At 62.7% G+C, this 24,821-nt stretch carries 2 protein-coding genes; both read left to right on the forward strand.

Annotated features, from left to right (window positions below):
• Positions 1-150 precede the first annotated feature (150 nt).
• Positions 151-16,446: an amino acid adenylation domain-containing protein gene (locus AC1Z1G_RS11115; RefSeq protein WP_483626964.1), complete on the forward strand. Its 16,296-nt coding sequence runs from the start codon at positions 151-153 to the stop codon at positions 16,444-16,446.
• Positions 16,443-24,818: an amino acid adenylation domain-containing protein gene (locus tag AC1Z1G_RS11120; RefSeq protein WP_483626965.1), complete on the forward strand. Its 8,376-nt coding sequence runs from the start codon at positions 16,443-16,445 to the stop codon at positions 24,816-24,818. The genes AC1Z1G_RS11115 and AC1Z1G_RS11120 overlap by 4 nt, the downstream gene beginning before the upstream one ends.
• The last annotated feature ends 3 nt before the right edge of the window (positions 24,819-24,821 follow it).

The raw sequence follows: 24,821 nt of genomic DNA on the forward strand, positions 1-24,821 counted from the left end.
CATCACTTTTGAACAGGGCGGCCAGACCGGCGTTCAGGCAATCGCACCGCCAGGGACGACACGGCGCTGCCGTTCGACGTTCGGGCACAACGTTGCATCTGAAACCGGATTTCCACGCCAACCGTTTCCGAATTTAAAGCAGGTTACTCAATGCAATTCAGCGAATTGATGGCAGTTATTTCAACCTACCCGATCCGTCTTCAACTCGAAGATGACGATTTGGTCATCCTGGGCGACGACGAGGCACTGGATGACGCGTTGTGGGACAGCCTGAGCAAGCACAAAGCTGAATTGCTCGCCCTGGTGGCGAGAAACGGTGGCGACTGGCTGAGCCCGGCCTATCGGATTACTCCGGACATGCTGCCGCTGGTGAGCCTGGATCAACAGGCCATCGATCGAATCGTCGCTAGCGTCCCCGGCGGTGCGGCCAACGTCCAGGACATCTACCCGCTGGCGCCGTTACAGGAAGGCATGCTCTACCACCATCTCTCGGCGGAGCAGGGTGACCCCTATGTACAACAGTCACAGTTCGCTTTCGACAGCCGCGAGCGTCTGGAGGCGTTTGCCCAGGCGTTGCAATGGGTGATCGATCGCCATGACATCCTCAGGACCTCAATAGTCTGGGAAGGTCTGGACGAACCGGTGCAAGTGGTCTTGCGCCAGGCGCGGCTGGTGTCTGAAGAGCTTGAACTGGTCCCCGCTGGCGGTGATGTCCTGGCGCAGTTGCGGGCTCGTTTCGACGCTCGGCATTACCGTCTGGACGTGCGTCAGGCGCCGATGCTGCGCCTGGTGTTCGCGCGGGACGAAGCCCGTCAGCGGGTGGTCGCCGTCCTGTTGTTTCATCACATGGCACTGGACCATACCGCTCTGGAAGTGGTGAGCCACGAAATGCAGGCGTACTTGGGAGGGCGGGGGGATCAGTTGAGCCCGGCCGTACCGTTTCGCAACTATGTTGCCCAGACTCGCCTCGGGGCCTGCGAGCAGGAACACGAAGCGTTCTTCCGCCAGATGCTTGGCGATATCGACGAACCGACCCTGCCGTTTGGCTTGCGCGATGTGCAGGGCGACGGTCACGGCATTGAAGACGTGAATCTCAGCGTTGACAGTGGCTTGAGCCAGCGGATGCGGGCCCAGGCCCGGCTGCTTGGGGTCAGTGCGGCGAGCCTGATGCACCTGGCGTTTGCCCTGGTATTGGGCAAGGTTTCCGGGCGCAAGGCCGTGGTCTTTGGCACAGTCCTGCTGGGCCGGATGGAGGCCGGCGAGGGCTCCGACCGGGCGCTGGGGATGTTCATCAACACCTTGCCACTGCGCGTGGACGTGGGCGAGCAAGGCGTCCGGGCAGCCTTGAAGCAGACCCATGTGCGATTGACCACGCTGTTGGGGCATGAACATGCCTCGCTGGCCCTGGCGCAACGTTGCAGCGCAGTCACCGCGCCAACGCCGCTGTTCAGTTCGATGTTCAATTACCGGCACAGCCAGGTGGCGGTCGGCGCCGACACGGCAGTGGCGTGGGAAGGCATTCAGGGGCTGGGTTCCGAGGAGCGGACCAACTATCCGCTGACCGTGAACGTGGACGATCTGGGCGAGGATTTCCGCATCACTGTGCTGGTCGACACCTCGATTGGCGCGCAGCGTGTCGGCGACTACTTGAGCACCGCGCTGGAGAGTCTGGTGCAGGCACTGGAAGAAACGCCGGAGGCAACGCTGCAAACGCTGAACGTTCTACCGACTGCCGAACGGCAACACCTGCTGAGCACCTTGAACGCCCCGCAGGTTTGTTACCTCGACACGGAACTGATCCATGGCCGGGTCGAAGCCCGGGCCGCAGCCCGGCCTGATGCCACGGCAGTCATGTACGAAAACCTGAGCCTGACCTACGGACAACTCAACGACCGCGCCAATCAGGTGGCACATCGACTGCTGGCCCTGGGCATTCTCCCCGATGACCGGGTGGCAATCTGTGTCGAGCGTGGCCTGGAAATGGTGGTCGGTTTGCTGGGGATTCTCAAGGCTGGCGCCGGTTACGTGCCAATCGACCCGGCCTCACCGGTCGAGCGCATTACCTACACTTTGCAAGACAGCGCTCCGGTTGCGTTGCTGTTGCATACCGCGACTCAAAGCCTGGCCGCCAGTGTGTCCGTGCCGGTGATCGACCTCGACAGCGACACGTTGCAGCGCGAGCCTGTTGCCAATCCACATGTCCCGGAGTTGAACGCCTCGCACCTTGCCTACGTGATCTACACGTCTGGCTCCACGGGGCTGCCCAAAGGCGTGCTGGTCGAGCACCGCAACGTGGTGCGGTTGTTTTCGGCGACTCAGGGTTGGTTTGATTTCAATCAGCAGGATGTGTGGGCGCTGTTCCACTCATTTGCCTTTGACTTCTCGGTCTGGGAAATCTGGGGGGCCTTGACCTACGGCGCTCAGTTGCTGGTGGTGCCGCAACTGATCAGTCGCTCGCCGGACGAATGCTACGCGCTGCTGTGCACCGCCGGCGTAAGCATCCTCAACCAGACCCCGAGTGCGTTCCGTCAACTCATTGCGGCCCAGGGCGACAGTCAGCTCAAGCACTCCTTGCGTCAGGTCATTTTCGGTGGCGAAGCCCTGGAGCCGGGAATCCTGAAACCCTGGTATGCCCGCGTTGCCAATGCCGGCACGCAACTGGTGAACATGTATGGCATCACCGAAACCACGGTACACGTGACCTATCGGGCATTGGAGGTGGCGGACGCGCACCGGGCAGGTGTCAGCCCGATTGGTGGGCAGATTCCGGATTTGCAGCTGTACGTACTCGATGACCGGCGTGAACCGGTCCCGGTCGGTGTCGTCGGTGAGCTGTACGTCGGAGGCGCGGGAGTTGCGCGGGGTTACCTGAACCGCGAGGAACTGACGGCCGAGCGCTTTATCGCCGACCCGTTCAGTGGCCGCGCCCATGCCCGGCTGTACAAGACCGGCGATCTGGGGCGCTGGACGGCGGACGGCAGCCTGGAATACCTGGGCCGCAACGACGATCAAGTGAAAATCCGCGGTTTCCGTATCGAGCTGGGCGAGGTCGAGGCCCGTCTTTCGGCCTGCAACGGCGTGCGCGAAGCGGTGGTGATCGCTCGCGAAGACGAGCCGGGAGACAAGCGCCTGGTGGCCTACGTGATTGCCGGTGAGGGGGCCGAGCTGAACGCGGCCGGGCTGCGTGAGCAACTGCTGGGGTCGTTGGCCGAGTACATGGTGCCGGGCGCGTTCGTGATGCTGGAAGCTTTCCCGCTGACCACCAACGGCAAGCTGGATCGCAAGGCGCTGCCGGTGCCGGACACGGAGGCGGTTGCCCGGCGCACCTACGAAGCGCCGCAGGGCGAGGTGGAAATCGCCCTTGCCGCCCTCTGGCAGGACTTGCTCAAACTTGAGCAAGTCGGTCGTCATGACCACTTCTTCGAACTGGGCGGGCATTCGTTGTTGGCGGTCAAACTGATCGGACGCATGCGTCAGGTTGACCTGAACGCGGACGTGCGGGTGCTGTTCAACCAGCCGACCCTGGCGGCGTTGGCCAGTGCGGTGGGGGGGAGCCACAAGGAAATCGAGGTGCCTGCCCCTGGCGTTCCCCATGGATGCGAGCACATTACCCCGGACATGTTGCCCCTGGCAGACCTGGACCAGAGCGCGATAGACCGGATCGTTGCGAGCGTGCCGGGAGGTGCACGCAATGTGCAGGAAATCTACGCCTTGGCGCCGTTGCAGGAAGGTATTTTGTATCACCACCTGGCGGCGGCCCACGGTGACCCCTACCTGCAATACGTCACGTTTTCGTTCGACAGCCGTGAACGTCTTCAAGAGTTTGCCCAGGCGCTTCAGGATGTCGTTTCGCGCCACGACATTCTGCGCACCGCCGTGGCCTGGGAAAGTCTCGACGAGCCGGTCCAGGTGGTCTGGCGCGAAGCGACGCTGGGTCTGGACGAGGTAGTACTGGACCCGGCGGCGGGCGATGTCGCCGAACAATTGTCCGAGCGCCTGAACCCGCGTCACTGCCGTTTGGACATTCGCCAGGCGCCCATGATGCGCATCGGCTATGCCGAAGATACCCCGAACAATCGATGGGTCGGCCTGTTGCTGTTCCATCACTTGATCAACGATGAACTGTCGTCGCAGGTGCTGATTGCGGAAGTCGAGGCCTGCATGCGCGGCCAGACGCAGCACCTCGCCACGCCCGTGCCGTACCGCAACTATGTGGCCCAGGCGCGTCAGGGTGTTGGCCGTGACCAGCATGAAGCGTTCTTTCGCGACCTGCTGGGCGATATCGATGAGCCGACGCTGGCGTTTGGTGTGCAGGACGTGCAAGGCGAAGGGCATGGCATCGAAGAGGCCACGCGGATGGTCGACTCCACGCTGAGCAAGCGCCTGCGCGAACAGGCCCGTCAGCTCGGGGTGACGGCGGCGAGCTTGTTTCACCTGGCCTGGGCCCGGGTGTTGGGCGCGGTGTCCGGCAAGGATGACGTGGTATTTGGCACGGTGCTGTTGGGCCGTATGCAGGGCGGCGAAGGTTCGGACCGGGCCTTGGGCATGTTCATCAATACCTTGCCGTTGCGTGTCAGTCTCGGGACACAAGGGGTTCGCGCGGCGGTCAAAAGCACCCATGCGCGATTGATCGAGCTATTGGGGCATGAGCACGCGTCTCTGGTGCTGGCTCAACGCTGCAGCAACGTTGCCACTTCCGTGCCGTTGTTCAGTTCGCTGCTCAACTATCGACAGAACGGCTCGGCCGCGGATTCCACTCAGGCGACAGCGGTCTGGGACGGCATCCGGATGCTCGAAAGCCAGGGCCGGACCACGTACCCGCTGACCCTGTCGGTCGATGACCTGGGGCAAGACTTCAGGTTGATCGTCAAGGCCGATGCGCCTATCAGCGCCGAGCGGGTGAGTGGCTACGTGCACTGCACTCTGGAAAACCTGGTGCAGGCACTGGAGCAAACGCCACAAGCCTCGTTGCAAGGCCTGACAGTGCTGCCGGCTGCCGAGCGCGAGTATGTGTTGCGTGACCTCAATGCCACCGAAGCGGATTACCCCTGCGACCAGACGATTCACGCACTGCTCGAAGCCCAGGTTCGGCGCACCCCGGACTCGGTGGCGCTGGTGGCCGGTGAACAGCAACTGACCTACCGCGAGCTCAACGAGCACGCCAATCAACTCGCCCATCACCTGCGTGAACTGGGTGTCCTGCCGGATTCACGGGTGGCGATCTGCGTCGAGCGCGGGCTGGAACTGGTGATTGGCTTGCTGGGGATTCTCAAGGCCGGTGGCGCTTACGTGCCGCTGGACCCCGGCTATCCGCGGGAGCGCATTGCGTACCTGTTGCAGGACAGCGCGCCCGCTGCAATGTTGGTGCACGGGGCGACGCGGGGTCTGCTGGACGAGGCCTTGGTGCCGGTGATCGATCTCGATCAGTGCACCTGGCACGACCAACCTGTCGGCAATCCCCAGGTGGAGGGGCTGAACGTCTCGCACCTGGCCTACGTAATCTACACCTCAGGCTCCACCGGGACGCCGAAGGGCGTCATGGTTGAACACCGTGGCCTCGGCAATCTGATGCACTGGGGTTCGCAAGTGTGCGAGGCCGCGCCCGACGGTGCGTTGTTGCAGCGAGCGCCGTTCAGTTTCGACGGCTCGGTCTGGGAGTTCTTCTGGCCGCTCACCACGGGGATGAGGTTGGTGCTGGCGCGTCCTGACGGGCACCGGGAACCGGCTTATCTGGCGCAACTGATCCGCGAGCAGCGCATCACGGTGATCAAGTTCGTACCGGCGATGTTGCAACAATTTCTGGAACTGGACGAGGTCAGCCAGTGCGTCAGCCTGACCGATGTGCTCTGCGGTGGCGGTGAACTCACCGCCGCACTGGCCCGACGGGTTCAGGAGCGGCTGCCACAGGTGCGTTTGCACAACGTTTACGGCCCCACCGAAGCCACGGTCGACAGCACGGCCTGGACCCTCGAACCCGGCGCGCCGGTGCCGGATGTTCAACTGCCAATCGGTCGGCCGATTCCCAACACGCGGCTGTACGTACTGGACGCCCACGACATGCCGGTGCCGCTGGGTGTGAGCGGTCACCTGCATATCGGCGGCGTCGGCGTCGCAAGGGGTTATGCGGGTTTGCCGCAATTGACGGCGGAACGCTTCATCGACAGCCCGTTCGTGGCCGGCGACCGGTTGTACCGTACCGGTGACCTGGTGCGCTATCGCCCCGACGCAAGCCTGGAGTTTCTTGGGCGCAACGACTTCCAGGTGAAGCTGCGAGGCGTACGTCTGGAGCTGGGCGAAATCGAAGCCCGACTGGCGGCGCACCCGGCGGTGCGGGAGGCGGTGGTGCTGGCGCGGGACGAGCGTCTGGTCGCGTATTTCACTCCGCGGGTCGCGGGCCATATCCCGGCAATTGAAGACTTGCGTGCCTATCTGCTGACGCAATTGCCGGAACACATCGTCCCTGCTGCTTTTGTTCAGCTGGAAGCCTTGCCGCTGAGCCCCAACGGCAAACTGGACCGCAAGGCGTTGCCGGAACCGGGTCTGGAGTCGTTGCTCACTCGGAGTTACGAAGCGCCGGTGGGCGACATTGAAATCACTCTGGCCAGGCTTTGGGCCGAGCTGCTCAAGGTCGAGCAGGTCGGGCGTCATGACCACTTCTTCGAACTGGGCGGGCACTCGTTGCTGGCGGTGAAACTGATCGAACGCATGCGTCAGGCCGGGTTGTCGGCGGATGTGCAGGTACTGTTTGGCCAGCCAACGCTGGCCGCGTTGGCGGCAGCGGTTGGCGGTGGTCGAGAAATTCAAGTGCCGGTCAACCGCATCCCGGCAAATTGCCTGCGAATTACCCCGGACCTGTTGCCGCTGGCGGACCTGGATCAAGCGGCCATCGACTGCATCGTGGCGACGGTGCCCGGCGGTGCGGCCAATGTGCAGGACATTTATCCGCTGGCTCCGTTGCAGGCCGGCATTTTGTACCACCACTTTGCGTCGACCCAGGGCGACCCTTACGTCTTGCAGGCGCAACTCGGTTTTGCCGACCTGAAACAAGTGAAAGGTTTCGTTCGGGCCTTGCAACGTGTGACTGCGCGCCATGACATTCTGCGCACCAGCCTGGTGTGGGAGGGGCTTGATGAGCCGGCCCAGGTAGTCTGGCGTCAAGCGCCGCTGAAGCTTGAAAGAGTGGACATAGAACCGGAAGAAGGGGATGTGTTGCAGCTCATGCGTGAGCGCTTTGACGCTCGCCACTATCGTCTGGACATGACCCAGGCCCCGTTGATGCGTTTTGCCTACACCCGCGATCCGGTGAATGAGCGCTGGATTGGCATCTTGCTGTTCCACCACCTGGTCAACGATGCGACCTCGTTGGGTGTGCTGATCGAGGAAATCCAGGCTCACATGCTCGGTCAGGAGCACGCGTTGGCCGCGCCGGTGCCTTATCGCAACTATGTGGCCCAGTCTCGTCAGGGTGTCAGCGAGCAGGAGCATGAGGCGTTCTTCCGCGAGATGCTCGGCGATGTCGACGAGCCGACGCTGCCGTTCGGTATACAGGAGGTGCAGGGCGACGTTGATGCCAGTGAAGAGGTTCAGCACCTGCTGGAGCCGTCACTCAGTCAGCGCCTGCGGGCGCAGGTTCGGCGGCTTGGGGTGAGTGCGGCGAGCCTGTATCACCTGGCCTGGGCGCACGTGTTGGGAAGTGTCTCGGGCTGCGACGACGTGGTCTTCGGCACCGTATTGCTTGGGCGTTTGCAGGCCGGTGAGGGCGCCGACCGCGCCTTGGGCATGTTCATCAATACCTTGCCGTTGCGGGTCAGTCTGGGTGAACACAGTGTGCAGGCGGCGGTGAAAGCGACCCATGTGCGCTTGAGCGCCTTGCTGGCTCACGAACATGCGCCGTTGACGCTGGCGCAGCGTTGCAGTGGTGTCGTGGCACCGACGCCGCTGTTCAATACCTTGCTCAATTATCGGCATGGCGTGGCGTCGAGCGGTGAGCCGGCGCAACCGGCGTGGCAGGGTATTGAGGTGCTGAGCAGCGAAGGAGTCGTCAGCTATCCGATCATTCTCTCGGTGGATGATCTGGGTACAGACTTCCGCCTGAGCACTGTGGCGCCCAAGGCGATTGGCGCGCCGCGGGTGTTTGGCTACCTGCACACGGCGTTGAGCGGTTTGATCAATGCACTGGAGCAGGATCCGCAGTTGCCGTTGCAGCGTGTGCCAATCCTGTCGCCGGCCGAGCGTCAACAACTGCTGGTGGACTTCAACGCCACCCACGTCGACTACCCGTGTGGCTTGACCATTCACCAGCGCGTCGAGGCGCAAGCCGCCGAACGTCCGCAGGCAATGGCGGCGTTTTATCAGGGGCAGGGCCTGAGCTACGGGCAGTTGAACCAACAGGCCAATCAGTTGGCCCATCACCTGCGTTCGTTGGGTGTGCAACCGGATGATCGGGTGGCCATCGTGGCCCGGCGCGGGCTGGACACGCTGGTCGGGCTGCTGGCGATTCTCAAGTCCGGGGCATGCTACGTGCCGGTTGATCCGTCCCATCCGGCCGAACGCCTGAGCTATTTACTCAGCGACAGCGGTCCGGTGGCGGTGTTGACGCAGCAGGATTTGCGGGAGCGTTTGCCGGTGCTGGACGTGCCGGTGATCAATCTCGACAGTCACCCGTGGCAAGACCAACCCATCACGAACCCGCAGGTTGCCGGGCTGACGCCTGCACACCTGGCTTATGTCATCTACACCTCCGGCTCCACTGGGTTACCCAAAGGGGTGATGGTCGAACACCACACCCTGGCAAACCTGGTGAACTGGCACTGCGACGCCTTCAACCTGCATCACGGCAGCCACACCTCCAGCGTCGCCGGTTTCGGCTTCGACGCCATGGCGTGGGAAGTCTGGCCAGCCTTGTGCGTCGGCGCGACCCTGCACCTGCCGCCCGAGCACGACGGCAATGAAGACATTGATGCACTGCTGAGTTGGTGGCGAGCACAACCGCTGGACGTGAGCTTCCTGCCCACCCCGGTGGCCGAATATGCCTTCAGTCAGAACCTGGAACACCCGACCTTGCGCACGTTGCTGGTCGGTGGCGATCGCCTGCGGCAGTTCGCCAAGGCCCAGCGGTTTGACTTGATCAACAACTACGGCCCGACCGAAGCCACCGTTGTTGCGACGTCCGGGCGGATCGAGGCCGGCCAAACCCTGCACATCGGCAAGCCGATGGCCAACGCCAAGGTGTACCTGCTTGATGAGCAGAGGCGCCCGGTGCCGGTGGGTGTGGCGGGTGAGTTGTATGTGGGTGGCGCCGGGGTGGCGCGGGGTTATTTGAACCGCCCGGAACTGACCGCCGAGCGTTTCCTCAAGGATCCTTTCAGTGCTGAAAAAGAGGCACGGATGTACCGCACCGGTGACCTGGCGCGCTGGCTGGCGGACGGCACCATCGAGTACCTGGGACGCAACGACGATCAGGTGAAGATCCGTGGTGTGCGCATCGAGTTGGGCGAAATCGAAGCCAGACTGGCGGCACTGGAATCGGTGAAAGAAGCGGTGGTGCTGGTGCGTGACGGCCGGTTGGTGGCGTATTTCACCGAACACATGCCGTTGGAAATCGAACAGCTAAGGACGCAACTGCAAGCAACCTTGCCGAGTTACATGCTGCCGTCGGCCTACGTGAAACTGGACAGTTTGCCGCTGACCGCCAACGGCAAACTGGACCGCAAGGCCCTGCCGGATCCGGACCTCGACGCGTTGCTCACCCGTGGCTACGAAGCACCACAAGGCGAAGTCGAAGCTACCCTGGCGCAGATCTGGGCCGAGGTGCTCAAGGTCGAGCGAGTGGGGCGTCACGATCATTTCTTCGAATTGGGCGGGCACTCACTGCTGGCGGTGAGCCTGATCGAGCGAATGCGTCAGCTCGGGCTGAGCGCCGACGTGCGTGTGTTGTTCAGCCAACCGACGTTGACAGCATTGGCGGCTGCGGTCGGTGGGTATCGCGAAGTCATCGTGCCGGCCAACCGTATAACGCCGGACTGCGTGCGGATCACCCCGGACCTGTTGCCTCTGGCAGACCTGAATCAGGACGCCATTGAGCGCATCGTCGCCACCGTGCCCGGTGGCGTGGCCAACGTGCAGGACATCTACCCCTTGGCGCCGTTGCAGGAAGGCATTCTTTACCACCACATCACCGCTGAGCAGGGCGATCCGTATCAGCAACATGCGCTGTTTGCCTTTGACAGCCGTGAACGGTTGGATGTATTTGCCCGGGCGCTGCAAGGAGTGATTGCCCGGCACGATATCCTGCGCACCAGCCTGGTCTGGGAGGGAGTAGAGGCACCGGTGCAAGTGGTTTGGCGCAAGGCTGAACTGGCGGTGCAGCCAATAGCGGTTGACCCGATGGCCGGAAATATCGCCAGGCAGTTACGTGAACACCTTGACCCGCGCCGTTATCGTCTGGACATCCGTCAGGCACCGATGATGCGCATCGGTTATGCCGAGGACCCGCAGAACAACCGCTGGATCGGCATGCTGGTGTTCCATCACCTGATCAACGATGCCGCTTCACTGGGGGTGCTGATCGAGGAAGCCGAGGTCCACATGCTGGGTCAGGCGCACCACTTGGCCGCGTCGGTGCCGTACCGCAACTATGTGGCCCAGTCGCGCTTGGGTGTCAGCGAGCAGGAGCATGAGGCGTTCTTCCGCGAGATGCTCGGCGATGTCGACGAGCCGACGCTGCCGTTCGGTTTGCAGGAGGTGCAGGGCGACGCTGGCGCCAGTGAAGAGGTTCAGCACCTGCTGGACGCCTCGCTCAGTCAGCGCCTGCGCGTTCAGGCCCGGCAATTGGGGGTGAGTGCGGCGAGCCTGTACCACCTGGCCTGGGCGCATGTGTTGGGAAGTGTGTCGGGCCGCGACGACGTGGTGTTTGGCACCGTCCTGTTGGGACGTTTGCAGGCCGGTGAGGGCGCCGACCGCGCCTTGGGCATGTTCATCAATACCTTGCCGTTGCGGGTCAATCTGGGCGGGCAGAGTGTGCAGGCAGCGGTAAAAATGACGCACGAACGCTTGAGCGCCTTGCTGGCTCACGAACATGCGCCGTTGACGCTGGCGCAGCGTTGCAGTGGTGTAGCGGCACCGATGCCGCTGTTCAATGCCTTGCTCAATTATCGGCATGGCGTGGCGTCGAGCGGTGAGCCGGCGCAACCGGCGTGGCAGGGCATTGAGGTGCTGAGCAGCGAAGGAGTCGTCAGCTATCCGATCATTCTCTCGGTGGATGACCTGGGCGCGGATTTCCGCCTGAGCACCGTGGCACCGAAAATGATTGGTGCGCAGCGGGTTTTTGATTATGTGCACACAACCCTGACGGGTTTGCTGGACGCGCTGGAACAGGATCCGCAGTTGCCGTTGCAGCGAGTGCCAATCCTGTCGCCGGCCGAGCGTCGGCATGTGCTGGAAGATTTCAACGCCACCGAGCGCGACTACCCGCATGGCTTGACCATTCACCAGCGCGTCGAGGCGCGAGCCGTCGAGCACCCGCAGGCGATGGCGGCGTTTTATCAGGGGCAGGGCCTGAGCTACGGGCAGTTGAACCAACAGGCCAATCAGTTGGCCCATCACCTGCGTTCGTTGGGTGTGCAACCGGATGATCGGGTGGCCATCGTGGCCCGGCGCGGGCTGGACACGCTGGTCGGGCTGCTGGCGATTCTCAAGTCCGGGGCATGCTACGTGCCGGTTGATCCGTCCCATCCGGCCGAGCGCTTGAGTTACCTGCTCAGCGACAGCACCCCGGTGGCGGTGTTGACGCAGCAGGATTTGCGGGAGCGCTTGCCGGTGCTGGACGTGCCGGTGATCAATCTCGACAGTCACCTGTGGCAAGACCAACCCATCACGAACCCGCAAGTTGCCGGGCTGACGCCTGCACACTTGGCCTACGTGATCTACACCTCCGGTTCCACCGGGTTACCCAAAGGGGTGATGGTCGAACATCACACCCTGGCAAACCTGGTGAACTGGCACTGCGACGCCTTCAACTTGCACCACGGCAGCCACACCTCCAGCGTCGCCGGTTTCGGCTTCGACGCCATGGCGTGGGAAGTCTGGCCAGCCTTGTGCGTCGGCGCGACCCTGCATTTACCGCCCGCCCATGACGGCAATGAAGACATCGATGCGTTGCTCAACTGGTGGCGCGCGCAACCGCTGGACGTGAGCTTCCTGCCCACCCCGGTGGCCGAATATGCCTTCAGCCACAACCTGGAACACCCGACCTTGCACACGTTGCTGGTCGGTGGCGATCGCCTGCGGCAGTTCGCCAAGGCCCAGCGGTTTGACTTGATCAACAACTACGGCCCGACCGAAGCCACCGTTGTTGCGACGTCCGGGCGGATCGAGGCCGGCCAAACCCTGCACATCGGCAAGCCGATGGCCAACGCCAAGGTGTACCTGCTTGATGAGCAGAGGCGCCCGGTGCCGGTGGGTGTGGCGGGTGAGTTGTATGTGGGTGGCGCCGGGGTGGCGCGGGGTTATTTGAACCGCCCGGAACTGACCGCCGAGCGTTTCCTCAAGGATCCTTTCAGTGCTGAAAAAGAGGCACGGATGTACCGCACCGGTGACCTGGCGCGCTGGCTGGCGGACGGCACCATCGAGTACCTGGGACGCAACGACGATCAGGTGAAGATCCGTGGTGTGCGCATCGAGTTGGGCGAAATCGAAGCCAGACTGGCGGCACTGGAATCGGTGAAAGAAGCGGTGGTGCTGGTGCGTGACGGCCGGTTGGTGGCGTATTTCACCGAGAGCGCGCCCTTAGATATCGAGAGTTTGCGAGCGAGTCTGCAAGCGATATTGCCGGAGTACATGCTGCCGTCGGCCTACGTGAAACTGGACAGCTTGCCGCTAACCGCCAACGGCAAACTGGACCGCAAGGCCCTGCCGGACCCGGACCTTGATGCGTTGATCACCCGTGGCTACGAAGCACCCCAAGGTGAAGTGGAAACCACCCTGGCGCAGATCTGGGCCGAGGTGCTCAAGGTCGAACGCGTCGGGCGGTATGACCACTTCTTCGAACTGGGCGGGCACTCGCTATTGGCGGTGAGCCTGATCGAGCGCATGCGTCAGGCCGGGCTGAGCGCCGACGTGCGTGTGTTGTTCAGCCAACCGACGCTGGCAGCGTTGGCGGCTGCGGTCGGTGGGTATCGCGAAGTCATCGCGCCGGCCAACCGTATAACGCCGGACTGCGTGCGGATCACCCCGGACCTGTTGCCTCTGGCAGACCTGAATCAGGACGCCATTGAGCGCATCGTCGCCACCGTGCCCGGTGGCGTGGCCAACGTGCAGGACATCTACCCCTTGGCGCCGTTGCAGGAAGGCATCCTTTACCACCACATCACCGCTGAGCAAGGCGATCCGTACCTGCTGCAATCGAAAATGGCGTTCGACAGCCTTGAGCGTTTGCAGACGTTTGCCCAGGCCTTGCAAAAGGTCATCGAGCGCCACGACATTCTGCGTACCGGGGTGGTCTGGGAAGGCGTGCAGCAGCCGATGCAAGTGGTCTGGCGCAAGGCCGGGCTGGCCGTGCAGGAGGTGCTGCTGGACCCTGCGGCCGGCGACATCCTTGCCCAATTGCATGCACGCTTTGACGCCCGGCATTACCGTCTGGACGTCACCCAGGCTCCGCTGATTCGCATGATGTTTGCTCGCGATCAGGCCAATCAACGGGTGGTCGCCATTGTGCTGTTCCATCACATGGCGCTCGATCACACCGCCATGGACGTGGTGCGCCAGGAGATGGGCGCCTGTTTGCTCAACCAGACCGAATCTCTGGATGTCGCGGTGCCGTACCGCAACTACGTGGCTCAGGCGCGGCTGGGGGTCAGCGAGCAGGAGCATGAAACGTTCTTTCGCGAGATGCTGGGCGACATTGATGAACCGACATTGCCGTTCGGCTTGCAGGATGTGCAGGGCAACGGCGGCGACATCGAGGAAGCAACCCAACCGGTGCCGACCAGCCTGAGCTTGCGTATACGGGCGCAGGCCCGGCAGTTGGGCGTGAGTGCGGCCAGCCTGATGCACCTCGCGTGGGCGCAGGTGCTGGCAGGCACCTCGGGCAAGCAGAACGTGGTGTTCGGTACGGTGTTGGTGGGGCGGATGCAGGGCGGCGAGGGGGCCGATCGGGCGCTGGGGATCTTCATTAATACCTTGCCATTACGGGTCGATATCGGTGAACACAGTGCCCGGGCGAGTGTGAGAGCAACCCACGCAAGGCTGACTGCGTTGCTGGGCCATGAACATGCATCCCTGGCCCTTGCGCAACGTTGCAGCGGCGTCGCGGCGCCAACGCCGTTGTTCAGCGCCATGCTCAACTATCGACACAGCGACAACCGCTCGGCATCGCAGGAAAAGCAACACGCCTGGGAAGGAATTGAAACCCTGGCCAGTGAGGAGCGCAGCAACTATCCGTTGGCACTGAACGTGGATGACCTGGGCGATGGGTTCAACCTGACCGCCATGACGGTTGCGCAGGTGGGGGCGCAGCGGATCTGCGGTTATGTACAGACCGCGCTGGAATCACTGGTCGAGGCACTGGAGCAGGAGTCGCCGGTTGCGCTGAACTGCTTGCCGATCCTTCCCGCTGCCGAGCGTCGGCATCTGTTGTTTGGCCTCAACGCCACCGACGTGGATTACCCGCTCGATCAAACGATTCATGGTCTGTTCGAAACGCAGGTTCAACGCACGCCGGATGCGCCGGCCGTGCTGGCCGGTGAACAGCGCCTGACCTACCGCGAACTCAACCAGCGCGCCAACCAACTGGCCCACCACCTGCGCCAGCAGGGCGTGGGGCCGGATTCGCGGGTGGCGATTTGTGTCGAGCGCGGGCTGGAGATGGTCGTTGGCTTGTTGGCGATCCTCAAGGCTGGCGGGGCTTACGTACCGCTGGACCCGGCCTATCCACTGGAACGCATCGCCTACATGTTGCGCGACAGCGCCCCGGTCGCGGTGCTGGTGCAAGGTTCGACCCGCGAACTGCTGGGCGAGGTGACGGTGCCGGTGATCGATCTGGATCACCCGACCTGGCAGGATCAATCCATTGCCAACCCGCAGGTTTCGCAGTTGACCTCGGCGCATCTGGTTTACGTGATCTACACCTCCGGTTCCACCGGCCAACCGAAAGGCGTGCTCAACGAGCATGGCGCAGTGGTCAACCGTTTGCTGTGGATGCAGGACGAATACGGCCTGACCTCGTCGGACGCGGTGTTGCAAAAGACCCCGTTCAGTTTCGACGTTTCGGTCTGGGAATTCTTCTGGCCGCTGTTCACTGGCGCACGGCTGGTGATGGCACGCCCGGACGGGCACAAGGACCCGGCGTACCTGGGTGAGGTGATTCACGCAGAACAGATCACCACGCTGCACTTTGTGCCGTCGATGCTCGACGTGTTCTTGGCCCATGGCGATGTCAGCCAGTGCGCAGGGCTGAAGCGAGTGATGTGCAGCGGCGAAGCGTTGCCGGGCAGTCTGGTACGGCGTTTCAAGGTGCAATTACCGGGCAGCGAACTGCATAACCTGTATGGCCCGACCGAAGCGGCGGTGGACGTGACAGCCTGGAACTGCGCTGGTCCGCTGGAGCACACCCCGGACAACACGCCGATTGGCAAACCGATTGCCAACACCCGGATGTACCTGCTCGACGGGCAGCTACAACCTGTGCCGCAAGGCGTGGTCGGTGAGCTGTACATCGGCGGTGTGCAAGTGGCCCGAGGTTACCTGTACCGTACGGAACTGACGGCCGAACGCTTCCTGAAGGACCCGTTCAGCGCGGTGGAAAATGCGCGGATGTACCGCACCGGCGACGTGGCGCGTTACCTCGCGGACGGCAACATCGAGTACTTGGGACGTAACGACGATCAGGTGAAAATCCGTGGTTTGCGCATCGAACTGGGCGAAATCCAGGCGCGCCTGACCCAGTTCCCCGAAGTGAAGGAGGCGGTGGTGCTGGCCCGTGAAGACGTACCGGGGGACAAACGTCTGGTGGCGTATTACACCACTCAGGCCTCGGCTGAAGCCCTGGACATCGAAACGCTGCGCAGCCATCTGCTGGCGCAACTGCCGGACTACATGGTGCCGTCGGTGTTCGTCCATCTGGAGGCGTTGCCGTTGAGCCCCAACGGCAAACTGGACCGCAAGGCTCTGCCGGCGCCGGGTCTGGGCGCGATGATCGTGCGCGGTTATGAAGCGCCGCAAGGCGAGGTGGAAACCCTGCTCGCGCAGATCTGGGCCGAGTTGCTCAAGGTCGAACGGGTGGGGCGTCATGACCATTTCTTTGAACTGGGCGGGCACTCGTTGCTGGCCGTGAGCCTGGTGGGCCGGCTGCGTCAGGAAGGCATGGAGGCCGAAGTCAGGGCGTTGTTTGAACAACCCACTCTGTCGGAATACGCCGCAATCATGGAAAGAATGGAGATTGTCCTGTGAGCGTGATCGAACTGTTGGCGACACTGAAAGAAAAGGGCGTAGTGCTTTCGATCAGAGGGGATCAGCTCGTTGTGCAAGGCAACAAGCAGTCGCTGAAGGAGCCGGCCGTGTTGGCTTCGTTGCGCGAGTACAAGCCGACCCTGATCGAAATGATCAAGTCCGGGCAGTATTCGGCCAGCAAGACCGGACAGGTTGCGGTGCCGGACAACGGCATCCCGCCAGGCTGTACGCAGATCACCCCCGGCATGCTGCCGCTGGTCACGCTGAGCCAGGACGCTATAGACCGCATCGTCGCCACGGTGCCCGGTGGCATGGCCAACGTGCAGGACATTTATCCATTGGCGCCGCTTCAGGCAGGCATCCTTTACCACCACATCAGCGCCGAGCAAGGCGACCCTTACGTATTGCAATCCCAGTTCGCCTTCGACAACCCGGAACGCCTGGGTGTATTTGTCCAGGCGCTGCAAGCGGTGATCGACCGCCACGACATCCTGCGCACCAGCATGGTCTGGGAGGGGGTGGACAACCCGGTGCAAGTGGTATGGCGCAAGGCCGATTTGCACCTTCAGGAGGTTCAGCTCGACCCCGCGGCCGGTGATATCGGCACCCAACTGCATGCGTACTTCGATGCACGGCATTATCGCCTGGACGTGACCCAGGCACCCTTGATGCGCCTGGCCTACGCCAGGGACGAGCGCCAGCAGCGCATTGTCGCGACGCTGCTGTTCCACCACATGGCCACGGACCACAGCGCGATGGACGTGGTGCGTCATGAAATGCAGGCGTACTTGACCGGTCAGGCAGACCGCCTGGGCCAGGCGGTACCGTTTCGCAACTATGTCGCCCAGGCACGCCTGGGGCTCAGCGAGCAGGAACACGAAGCTTTTTTTCGCGACATGCTGGGGGATATCGACGAACCGACCCTGCCGTTCGGCAGGCAGGATGTCCAGGGTGATGGCAGTGGCATTGAAGAGTCCACACTGCCGGTCGACCCCGTTCTGGGTGAGCGCTTGCGGGTTCAGGCACGGCAGTTGGGCGTGAGCGTAGCCAGCGTGTTCCACCTCGCGTGGGCCCGTGTACTGGGGGCCGTGTCGGGTAAGGAAAACGTGGTGTTCGGCACCGTGCTGCTGGGGCGGATGCACGGTGCGCAGGACACGGACCGGGCATTGGGAATCTTCATCAATACCTTGCCGCTGCGCATTGATGTCGGCGCCCAGGATGTACGGGCGGGTATCAAGGCCACCCATGCACGGCTGACCACTCTGTTGCGCCATGAGCACGCTTCCTTGGCCCAGGCACAACGGTGCAGTTGCGTGGCCTCGACCACGCCGTTGTTCAGCGCCTTGCTCAACTACCGACACAACGCCTCGGGCGCAGTTGCCGAAGTGGCGGTTGAGGTCATAGAGGCCTGGCAAGGTATTCAATTACTCAAGGCTGAGGAACGGACCAACTATCCGCTGACCCTCAGCGTTGACGATTCGGGTAAGGGGTTCAGCCTCACAGCACTCGCGGCGTCGTCCATCGGCGCGCAACGCATCTGCGGCTACCTGCACACGGCGCTGGAAAGCCTGGCGCAGGCATTGGAGCAAACAGCTCCGATTGCGTTGAACCAGTTATCAATCCTGTCGCGAGCCGAGCGCCAGCAGTTGCTGGAAGATTTCAACGCCACTGAGCGCGATTACCCGCATGAACAGACCGTTCACGGCCTGTTCGAAGCGCAGGTGCTGGCGCGCCCGAACGCCTTGGCGGCCGTGCAGGGCGGGCAGTCAGTGAGTTACGGCGAACTGAACCGCAGGGCGAATCAACTGGCTTATCACTTGATGGACCTCGGGGTAAAACCCGGCGACAGCGTGGCGATCCTGCTGGAGCGCTCGGTGGATTTGCTGGTCAGCCAGTTGGCCATTGGCAAGTGCGCGGCGGTGTATGTGCCGCTGGACATCAATGCCCCGGCCGAGCGGCAGAACTTCATGGTGCAGGACAGCCAGGCCGTCGCGCTGTTGACGCACCATTCGGCGTCTCTGGGGTTCGGGGTCCAGCGTGTGGACCTGGATAGCCTGGCTCTTGACTATCAACCGGTGTACAACCCGGACCTGGCGCAATCCCCGGAGTCGGTGGCGTACATCATGTACACCTCCGGTTCCACCGGCACTCCTAAGGGTGTGTTGGTGCCGCACCGAGGCATTACGCGGCTGGTGATCAACAACGGCTACGCCGACTTCAACGAACACGACCGTGTAGCGTTTGCCTCGAACCCGGCGTTCGACGCCAGTACTATGGATGTCTGGGCGCCGTTGCTCAATGGCGCTTGCGTCGTGGTGGTCGAGCAGGATGTCCTGCTTTCACAGGACGCCTTTCGCTCGCTGTTGCAGGAACAGTCAGTCAGCGTGTTGTGGATGACTGCCGGGTTGTTCCATCAGTACGCCGATCATTTGATGTCGGTGTTCGGTCAACTGCGCTACCTGATCGTCGGCGGTGACGTACTGGACCCGGCGATCATTGCCCGGGTTCTGAAAGACGGTGCACCGCAGCATCTGCTCAACGGCTATGGCCCGACCGAAGCAACGACGTTTTCGACGACGTTCGAAATCACGTCCGCGGGCGTGGGCGTGGGCATGGGCAGCATTCCCATCGGTCGGCCGGTTGGCAACACCCGGGGTTATGTACTCGATGCCTGGCAGCAACCGGTACCGGTGGGCGTGGTCGGTGAGTTGTACATCGGCGGTGCCGGTGTGGCGAAGGGTTACCTGAACCAGCCGGAACTGACCGCCGAGAGGTTCCTGGCCGATCCGTTCAACGCTCGACCTGGAACGCTGATGTACCGTACAGGCGACCTGGCGTGCTGGTTGGCAGACGGCACCTTGCAGTACCGGGGGCGCAATGACAACCAGGTGAAGATTCGTGGTTTTCGCATCGAACCGGGTGAAATCGAAACGCGATTGAACACACACCCAGGCGTGAAGGACTGCGTCGTGCTGGCCCGCGAAGAGGTGTCGGCGGACAAGCGCCTGGTGGCTTACTACACGGTGCAAGACGCTGCTGAACGTCTGGAGATCGACGATCTGCGGACATACCTGCAAGGCCAACTGCCTGACTACATGGTGCCGTCAGCCTACGTGAAGCTGGAGGCCTTGCCACTGACCGCCAACGGCAAACTGGACCGCAAGGCCCTGCCGGCTCCAGACCAGGAGGCGATGTTCTACCGTGGCTACGAAGCGCCCCAAGGCGAAGTGGAAACCACCCTGGCGCAGATTTGGGCCGAGGTGCTCAAGGTCGAGCGGGTAGGGCGTCATGATCATTTCTTCGAACTGGGCGGGCACTCGCTGCTGGCGGTGAGCTTGATCGAGCGTATGCGTCAGGTTGGGCTGAGCGCGGACGTGCGGGTGCTGTTCAGCCAGCCGACGCTGTCGGCATTGGCCGCAGCGGTGGGCGGCGGCCAGGAAATCTGGGTACCGGTGAACCTGATCCAGCCCGACTGTGAGGGCATCACGCCGGACCTGTTGCCCCTGGTAGACCTGAATCAGGAAGCGATTGATCGTATCGTCGCCACGGTGCCGGGTGGCGCGGCCAACGTGCAGGACATCTACCCCTTGGCGCCGCTTCAGGAAGGCATCCTTTACCACCACATCACTGCCGAGCTGGGCGACCCGTACCAGCAAAACGCGCTGTTCGCCTTTGACAGCCGGGAACACCTGCACGCTTTCATCCAGGCGCTGCAAGGGGTGATTGCCCGGCACGACATTTTACGCACCAGCCTGGTCTGGGAGGGGCTGGAGGCTCCGGTACAAGTGGTCTGGCGCGAGGCGCCGCTGGGGGTTGAGGCGGTTGCGCTCACGCCTGGCTCAGGCGATGTTGCCGGGCAGTTGCGTGAGCGTCTCGGTGCGCGTCACTACCGTCTGGAGATTGGCCGGGCGCCGATGATGCATGTCGGTTATGCCGAAGACCCGCTGAACAAGCGCTGGATCGGCATGTTGGTATTTCATCACTTGATCAACGATGCCGCCTCGCTGGGGGTACTGGTCGAGGAAATCGAAGCCCATATGCTCGGTCAGGCACACCACCTGGCCGCGTCGGTGCCCTACCGCAACTACGTGGCACAGGCCCGCTCGGGCGTCAGTCGCGAGCAGCACGAAGCGTTTTTTGGCGAGATGCTGGCGGACGTCGACGAGCCGACGCTGGCGTTCGGCGTGCAGGAGGTGCAGGGCGACGCTGACGCCAGTGAAGAGGTTCGGCACCTGCTGGAGCCGTCACTCAGTCAGCGTCTTCGGGCGCAGGTTCGGCGGCTTGGGGTGAGTGCGGCGAGCCTGTATCACCTGGCCTGGGCGCACGTGTTGGGAAGTGTCTCGGGCCGCGACGACGTGGTGTTTGGCACCGTCCTGTTGGGCCGGATGCAGGCCGGTGAGGGCGCCGATCGTGCCTTGGGCATGTTCATCAATACCTTGCCGCTGCGGGTCAGTCTGGGTGAACACAGTGTGCAGGCGGCGGTGAAGGCGACCCACCAGGGATTGAGCGCCTTGCTGGCTCACGAACATGCGCCGCTGACGCTGGCGCAGCGTTGCAGTGGTGTCGCGGCACCGACGCCGCTGTTCAATACCTTGCTCAATTATCGCCACGGCGTGGCCTCAAACGGTGAGCAGGCGCAGCGGGCGTGGCAGGGTATCGACATGCTGGGCAGCGAAGGGGTCGTCAGCTATCCAATGCTGCTGTCGGTGGACGATTTGGGCGCGGATTTCCGTCTGTGCACCGTAGCGCCCAAGGCGATTGGCGCGCAGCGGGTGTTTGGCTACCTGCATACAGCGTTGAACGGTTTGATCGACGCACTGGAGCAGGATCCGCAGTTGGCGTTGCAGCGTGTGCCGATTCTACCGTTGGCCGAGCGCCAGCAACTGTTGCTGGACTTCAATGCGAGCCACGTCGACTACCCTCGCGGGTTAACCATTCACGGTCGGGTTGAGGCGCAAGCCGCCGAACATCCGCAGGCGATGGCGGCGTTTTATCAGGGGCAGGGCCTGAGCTATCGCGAACTCAATGAGCGCGCTAATCAACTGGCCCATTACCTGCGCGAGCTGGGTGTGCAGCCAGATGAGCGGGTGGCGATTGTTGCCCGGCGCGGGCTGGACACCTTGGTCGGGCTGCTGGCGATTCTCAAGTCCGGCGCATGCTATGTGCCGATTGATCCGTCTCATCCGGCCGAGCGCTTGAGTTATTTGCTCAGCGACAGCGGTCCGGTGGCGGTGTTGACGCAGCAGGATTTGCGGGAGCGTTTGCCGGTGCTGGACGTGCCGGTGATCAATCTCGACAGTCACCTGTGGCAAGACCAACCCATCACGAACCCGCAAGTTACCGGGCTGACGCCTGCACACCTGGCCTATGTCATCTACACCTCCGGTTCCACCGGGTTACCGAAAGGGGTGATGGTCGAACACCGTACCCTGGCAAACCTGGTGAACTGGCATTGCGACGCCTTCCATCTGCATCACGGCAGCCATACCTCCAGCGTGGCCGGTTTCGGTTTTGATGCCATGGCCTGGGAAATCTGGCCAGCGTTGTGTATCGGCGCGACCCTGCACCTGCCGCCCGCCCATGACGGCAATGAGGACATTGATGCGCTGCTGAGTTGGTGGCGAGCACAACCGCTGGACGTGAGCTTCCTGCCCACCCCGGTGGCCGAATATGCCTTCAGTCAGAACCTGGAACACCCGACCTTGCGCACGTTGCTGGTCGGTGGTGATCGCCTGCGCCAGTTCGCCAAGGCCCAGCGATTCGAGCTGATCAACAACTACGGCCCGACCGAAGCCACGGTGGTGGCAACGTCCGGGCACATCGAGGCCGGCCAAACCCTGCACATCGGCAAACCGATGGCCAACGCCAAGGTCTACCTGTTTGATGAGCAGAGGCGCCCGGTGCCGGTGGGTGTGGCGGGTGAGTTGTATGTGGGGGGCGCCGGCGTGGCGCGGGGTTACTTGAACCGTCCGCAGATGAGCGCCGAACGTTTCCTCAAGGACCCGTTCAGCGACGATCCGCAAGCGCGGATGTACCGCACCGGCGACCTGGCGCGTTGGCTGGCGGACGGGACCATCGAGTACCTGGGGCGCAATGACGATCAGGTGAAAATCCGTGGTGTGCGCATCGAACTGGGGGAAATCGAAGCCAGACTGGCGGCACTGGAATCGGTAAAAGAGGCGGTGGTGCTGGTACGTGACGGCCGGTTGGTGGCGTATTTCACTGAACACACGCCGTTGGAAGTCGAACAGGTAAGGACGCAACTGCAAGCAACCTTGCCGAGTTACATGCTGCCGTCGGCCTACGTGAAACTGGACAGCTTGCCGCTGACCGCCAACGGCAAACTGGACCGCAAGGCCCTGCCAGAACCTGGGCTGGACGCATTGGCCTCTCGTGGCTACGAAGCGCCCCAAGGTGCACTGGAGACCCTTTTGGCGCAGATCTGGGCGCAGGTGCTCAAGGTCGAGCGAGTGGGGCGTCATGACTGTTTCTTTGAACTGGGCGGGCACTCGCTATTGGCGATCCGACTGGTGAATGTGTTGGAGGAGGCCGACCTGCACGTGTCGTTGGCCGAGTTGTTCCAACATGCCCGTGTCGAAGCGATAGCGTCGATGTTGAACCAGCGTACGTCGCCACCGGAGCGCCAGGACAACCTGACGACGGTGCGCAGTGCCGGTACGCAGCCACCGTTGTTCCTGGTGCATGAGTTCAGCGGTGATAGTGTTTATTTCCCGGCACTGGGCAAGCATATCGAGGGGGACTTCCCGATCTACGGGTTACCGGGTATCGCTTTGGGGCAACCCCAATTGCGAACCATGGAATGCCTGGCCACCCGGCTGGTAAATATCATCCGCTCGGTACAACCGCACGGTCCCTACCGGCTCGCCGGTTGGTCGTTCGGTGGGGTACTGGCCTACGAAGTTGCCACACAACTGCTTGGCCTGGATGAGCCGGTCGGGTTCCTGGGCCTGCTCGACACCTATGTGCCACGGCTGTCCGACATGGGCTGGCCGCGATGGTCCGGGGGGCACGCTCACACGTTGCACCTGTTGCAGACCTGCACGAAGTATTGGGAAACACAGGTACCTGCAGGCGCCGATGTCCTGGTGCATCTCGAACAATTGCGTCATGACCTCTACACCTTCGATTACGAGGGACTGGTGCAAGCCTGTCGCGACCAACAATTGCTGCACCCGGCACTGGCGGACGCGTCGAGTGCCGACCTGTGGAACTTCCTTGACCGTGATGTGGCCCACGGTCATGCGCTGGCGCATTACAACGTCTGTCCGATTCCCATGACGGTGCACCTGTTCACCGCTCAGGAGCGTTTGAGCGAAGTGTCCCGGCTGAGCGACACGTTGGGTTGGGGGGACATTTTGCCGAAGTCCCGGTTGCGCCAAGTCATGGTCTCGGGTGACCACAGCCACATGATGAAGGCACCGAATATACAGGCCCTTGGGCAGGCCATCGGTCAGGTGCTGGCAACCTTGCCGGCAGCACAGGCTGTGCCCGACGCGCCGCATCAGCCATTGTTGACGATTCAGAGCGGGAGCCCGGTGCATCCACCGATCTTCTGCATCCCCGGTGCCGGGGACAGCGTGACCGGGTTTGTCGGGTTGACCGAAGCGTTTGGTCCTGACTGGCCGATCCTGGGTTTGCAGCCACGAGGGCTGGACGGCGAAGCCGTGCCGTATGGCCGGGTCGAGACAGCAGCCCAGCATTATTTGCAGGCTGTAGACAGCACGTACCCGCAGGGGCCGATCCATCTGATCGGCCACTCTTTCGGTGGCTGGGTGGCGTTCGAAATGGCCGCGTGCCTGCAAGCCCAGGGGCGTGAAGTGGCCTCCCTGACACTGATTGACAGTGAGTCGCCGGGCGGGAACGGCGTTGTGGGCAAGCCCTACACGGCATTGGCGGTGCTGGAACGGTTGATTGAAACCCTGCAACTGGCGTGCGGAAAACCGCTGGGTATCGACGCTGCGGCCTTCGCCGTGCAAGACGAAGCCGGGCAACTGCGCATGTTGCACCAGGGAATGGTGCGTGCCGGGATGCTGTCCCAGCGCTCGACGCCCGACTCAATGGCGGGGCCGGTGCGCACGTTCGGTACGGCGCTGCGCACGGTCTATCAACCTCGACACCGTTACATCGGCCCGGTGGGGCTGGTGTTGGCGGACGACCCGACCCTGGATGCCATCGGCAACCAGCGTGAGCAGGAGGCAATGGTCAACGGGTGGCGCGAGTACGTCAGTGAACTGGAGATCTGGCATGGCCCGGGTAACCATTTCACGATTCTCAAGGCGCCCAACGTCTACAGCCTGGCGTCCTGGTGGCACGACGGTCTGTCGGTGACAGCGGGTGAGGTCGTTTCGTGATTG

Source organism: Pseudomonas sp. JL27(2026), assembly GCF_056933555.1.

Excerpts from the sequence above, each read along its gene's own strand:
- AC1Z1G_RS11115 (WP_483626964.1), top strand. The coding sequence starts at position 151 with ATGCAATTCAGCGAATTGATGGCAGTTATTTCAACCTACCCGATCCGT.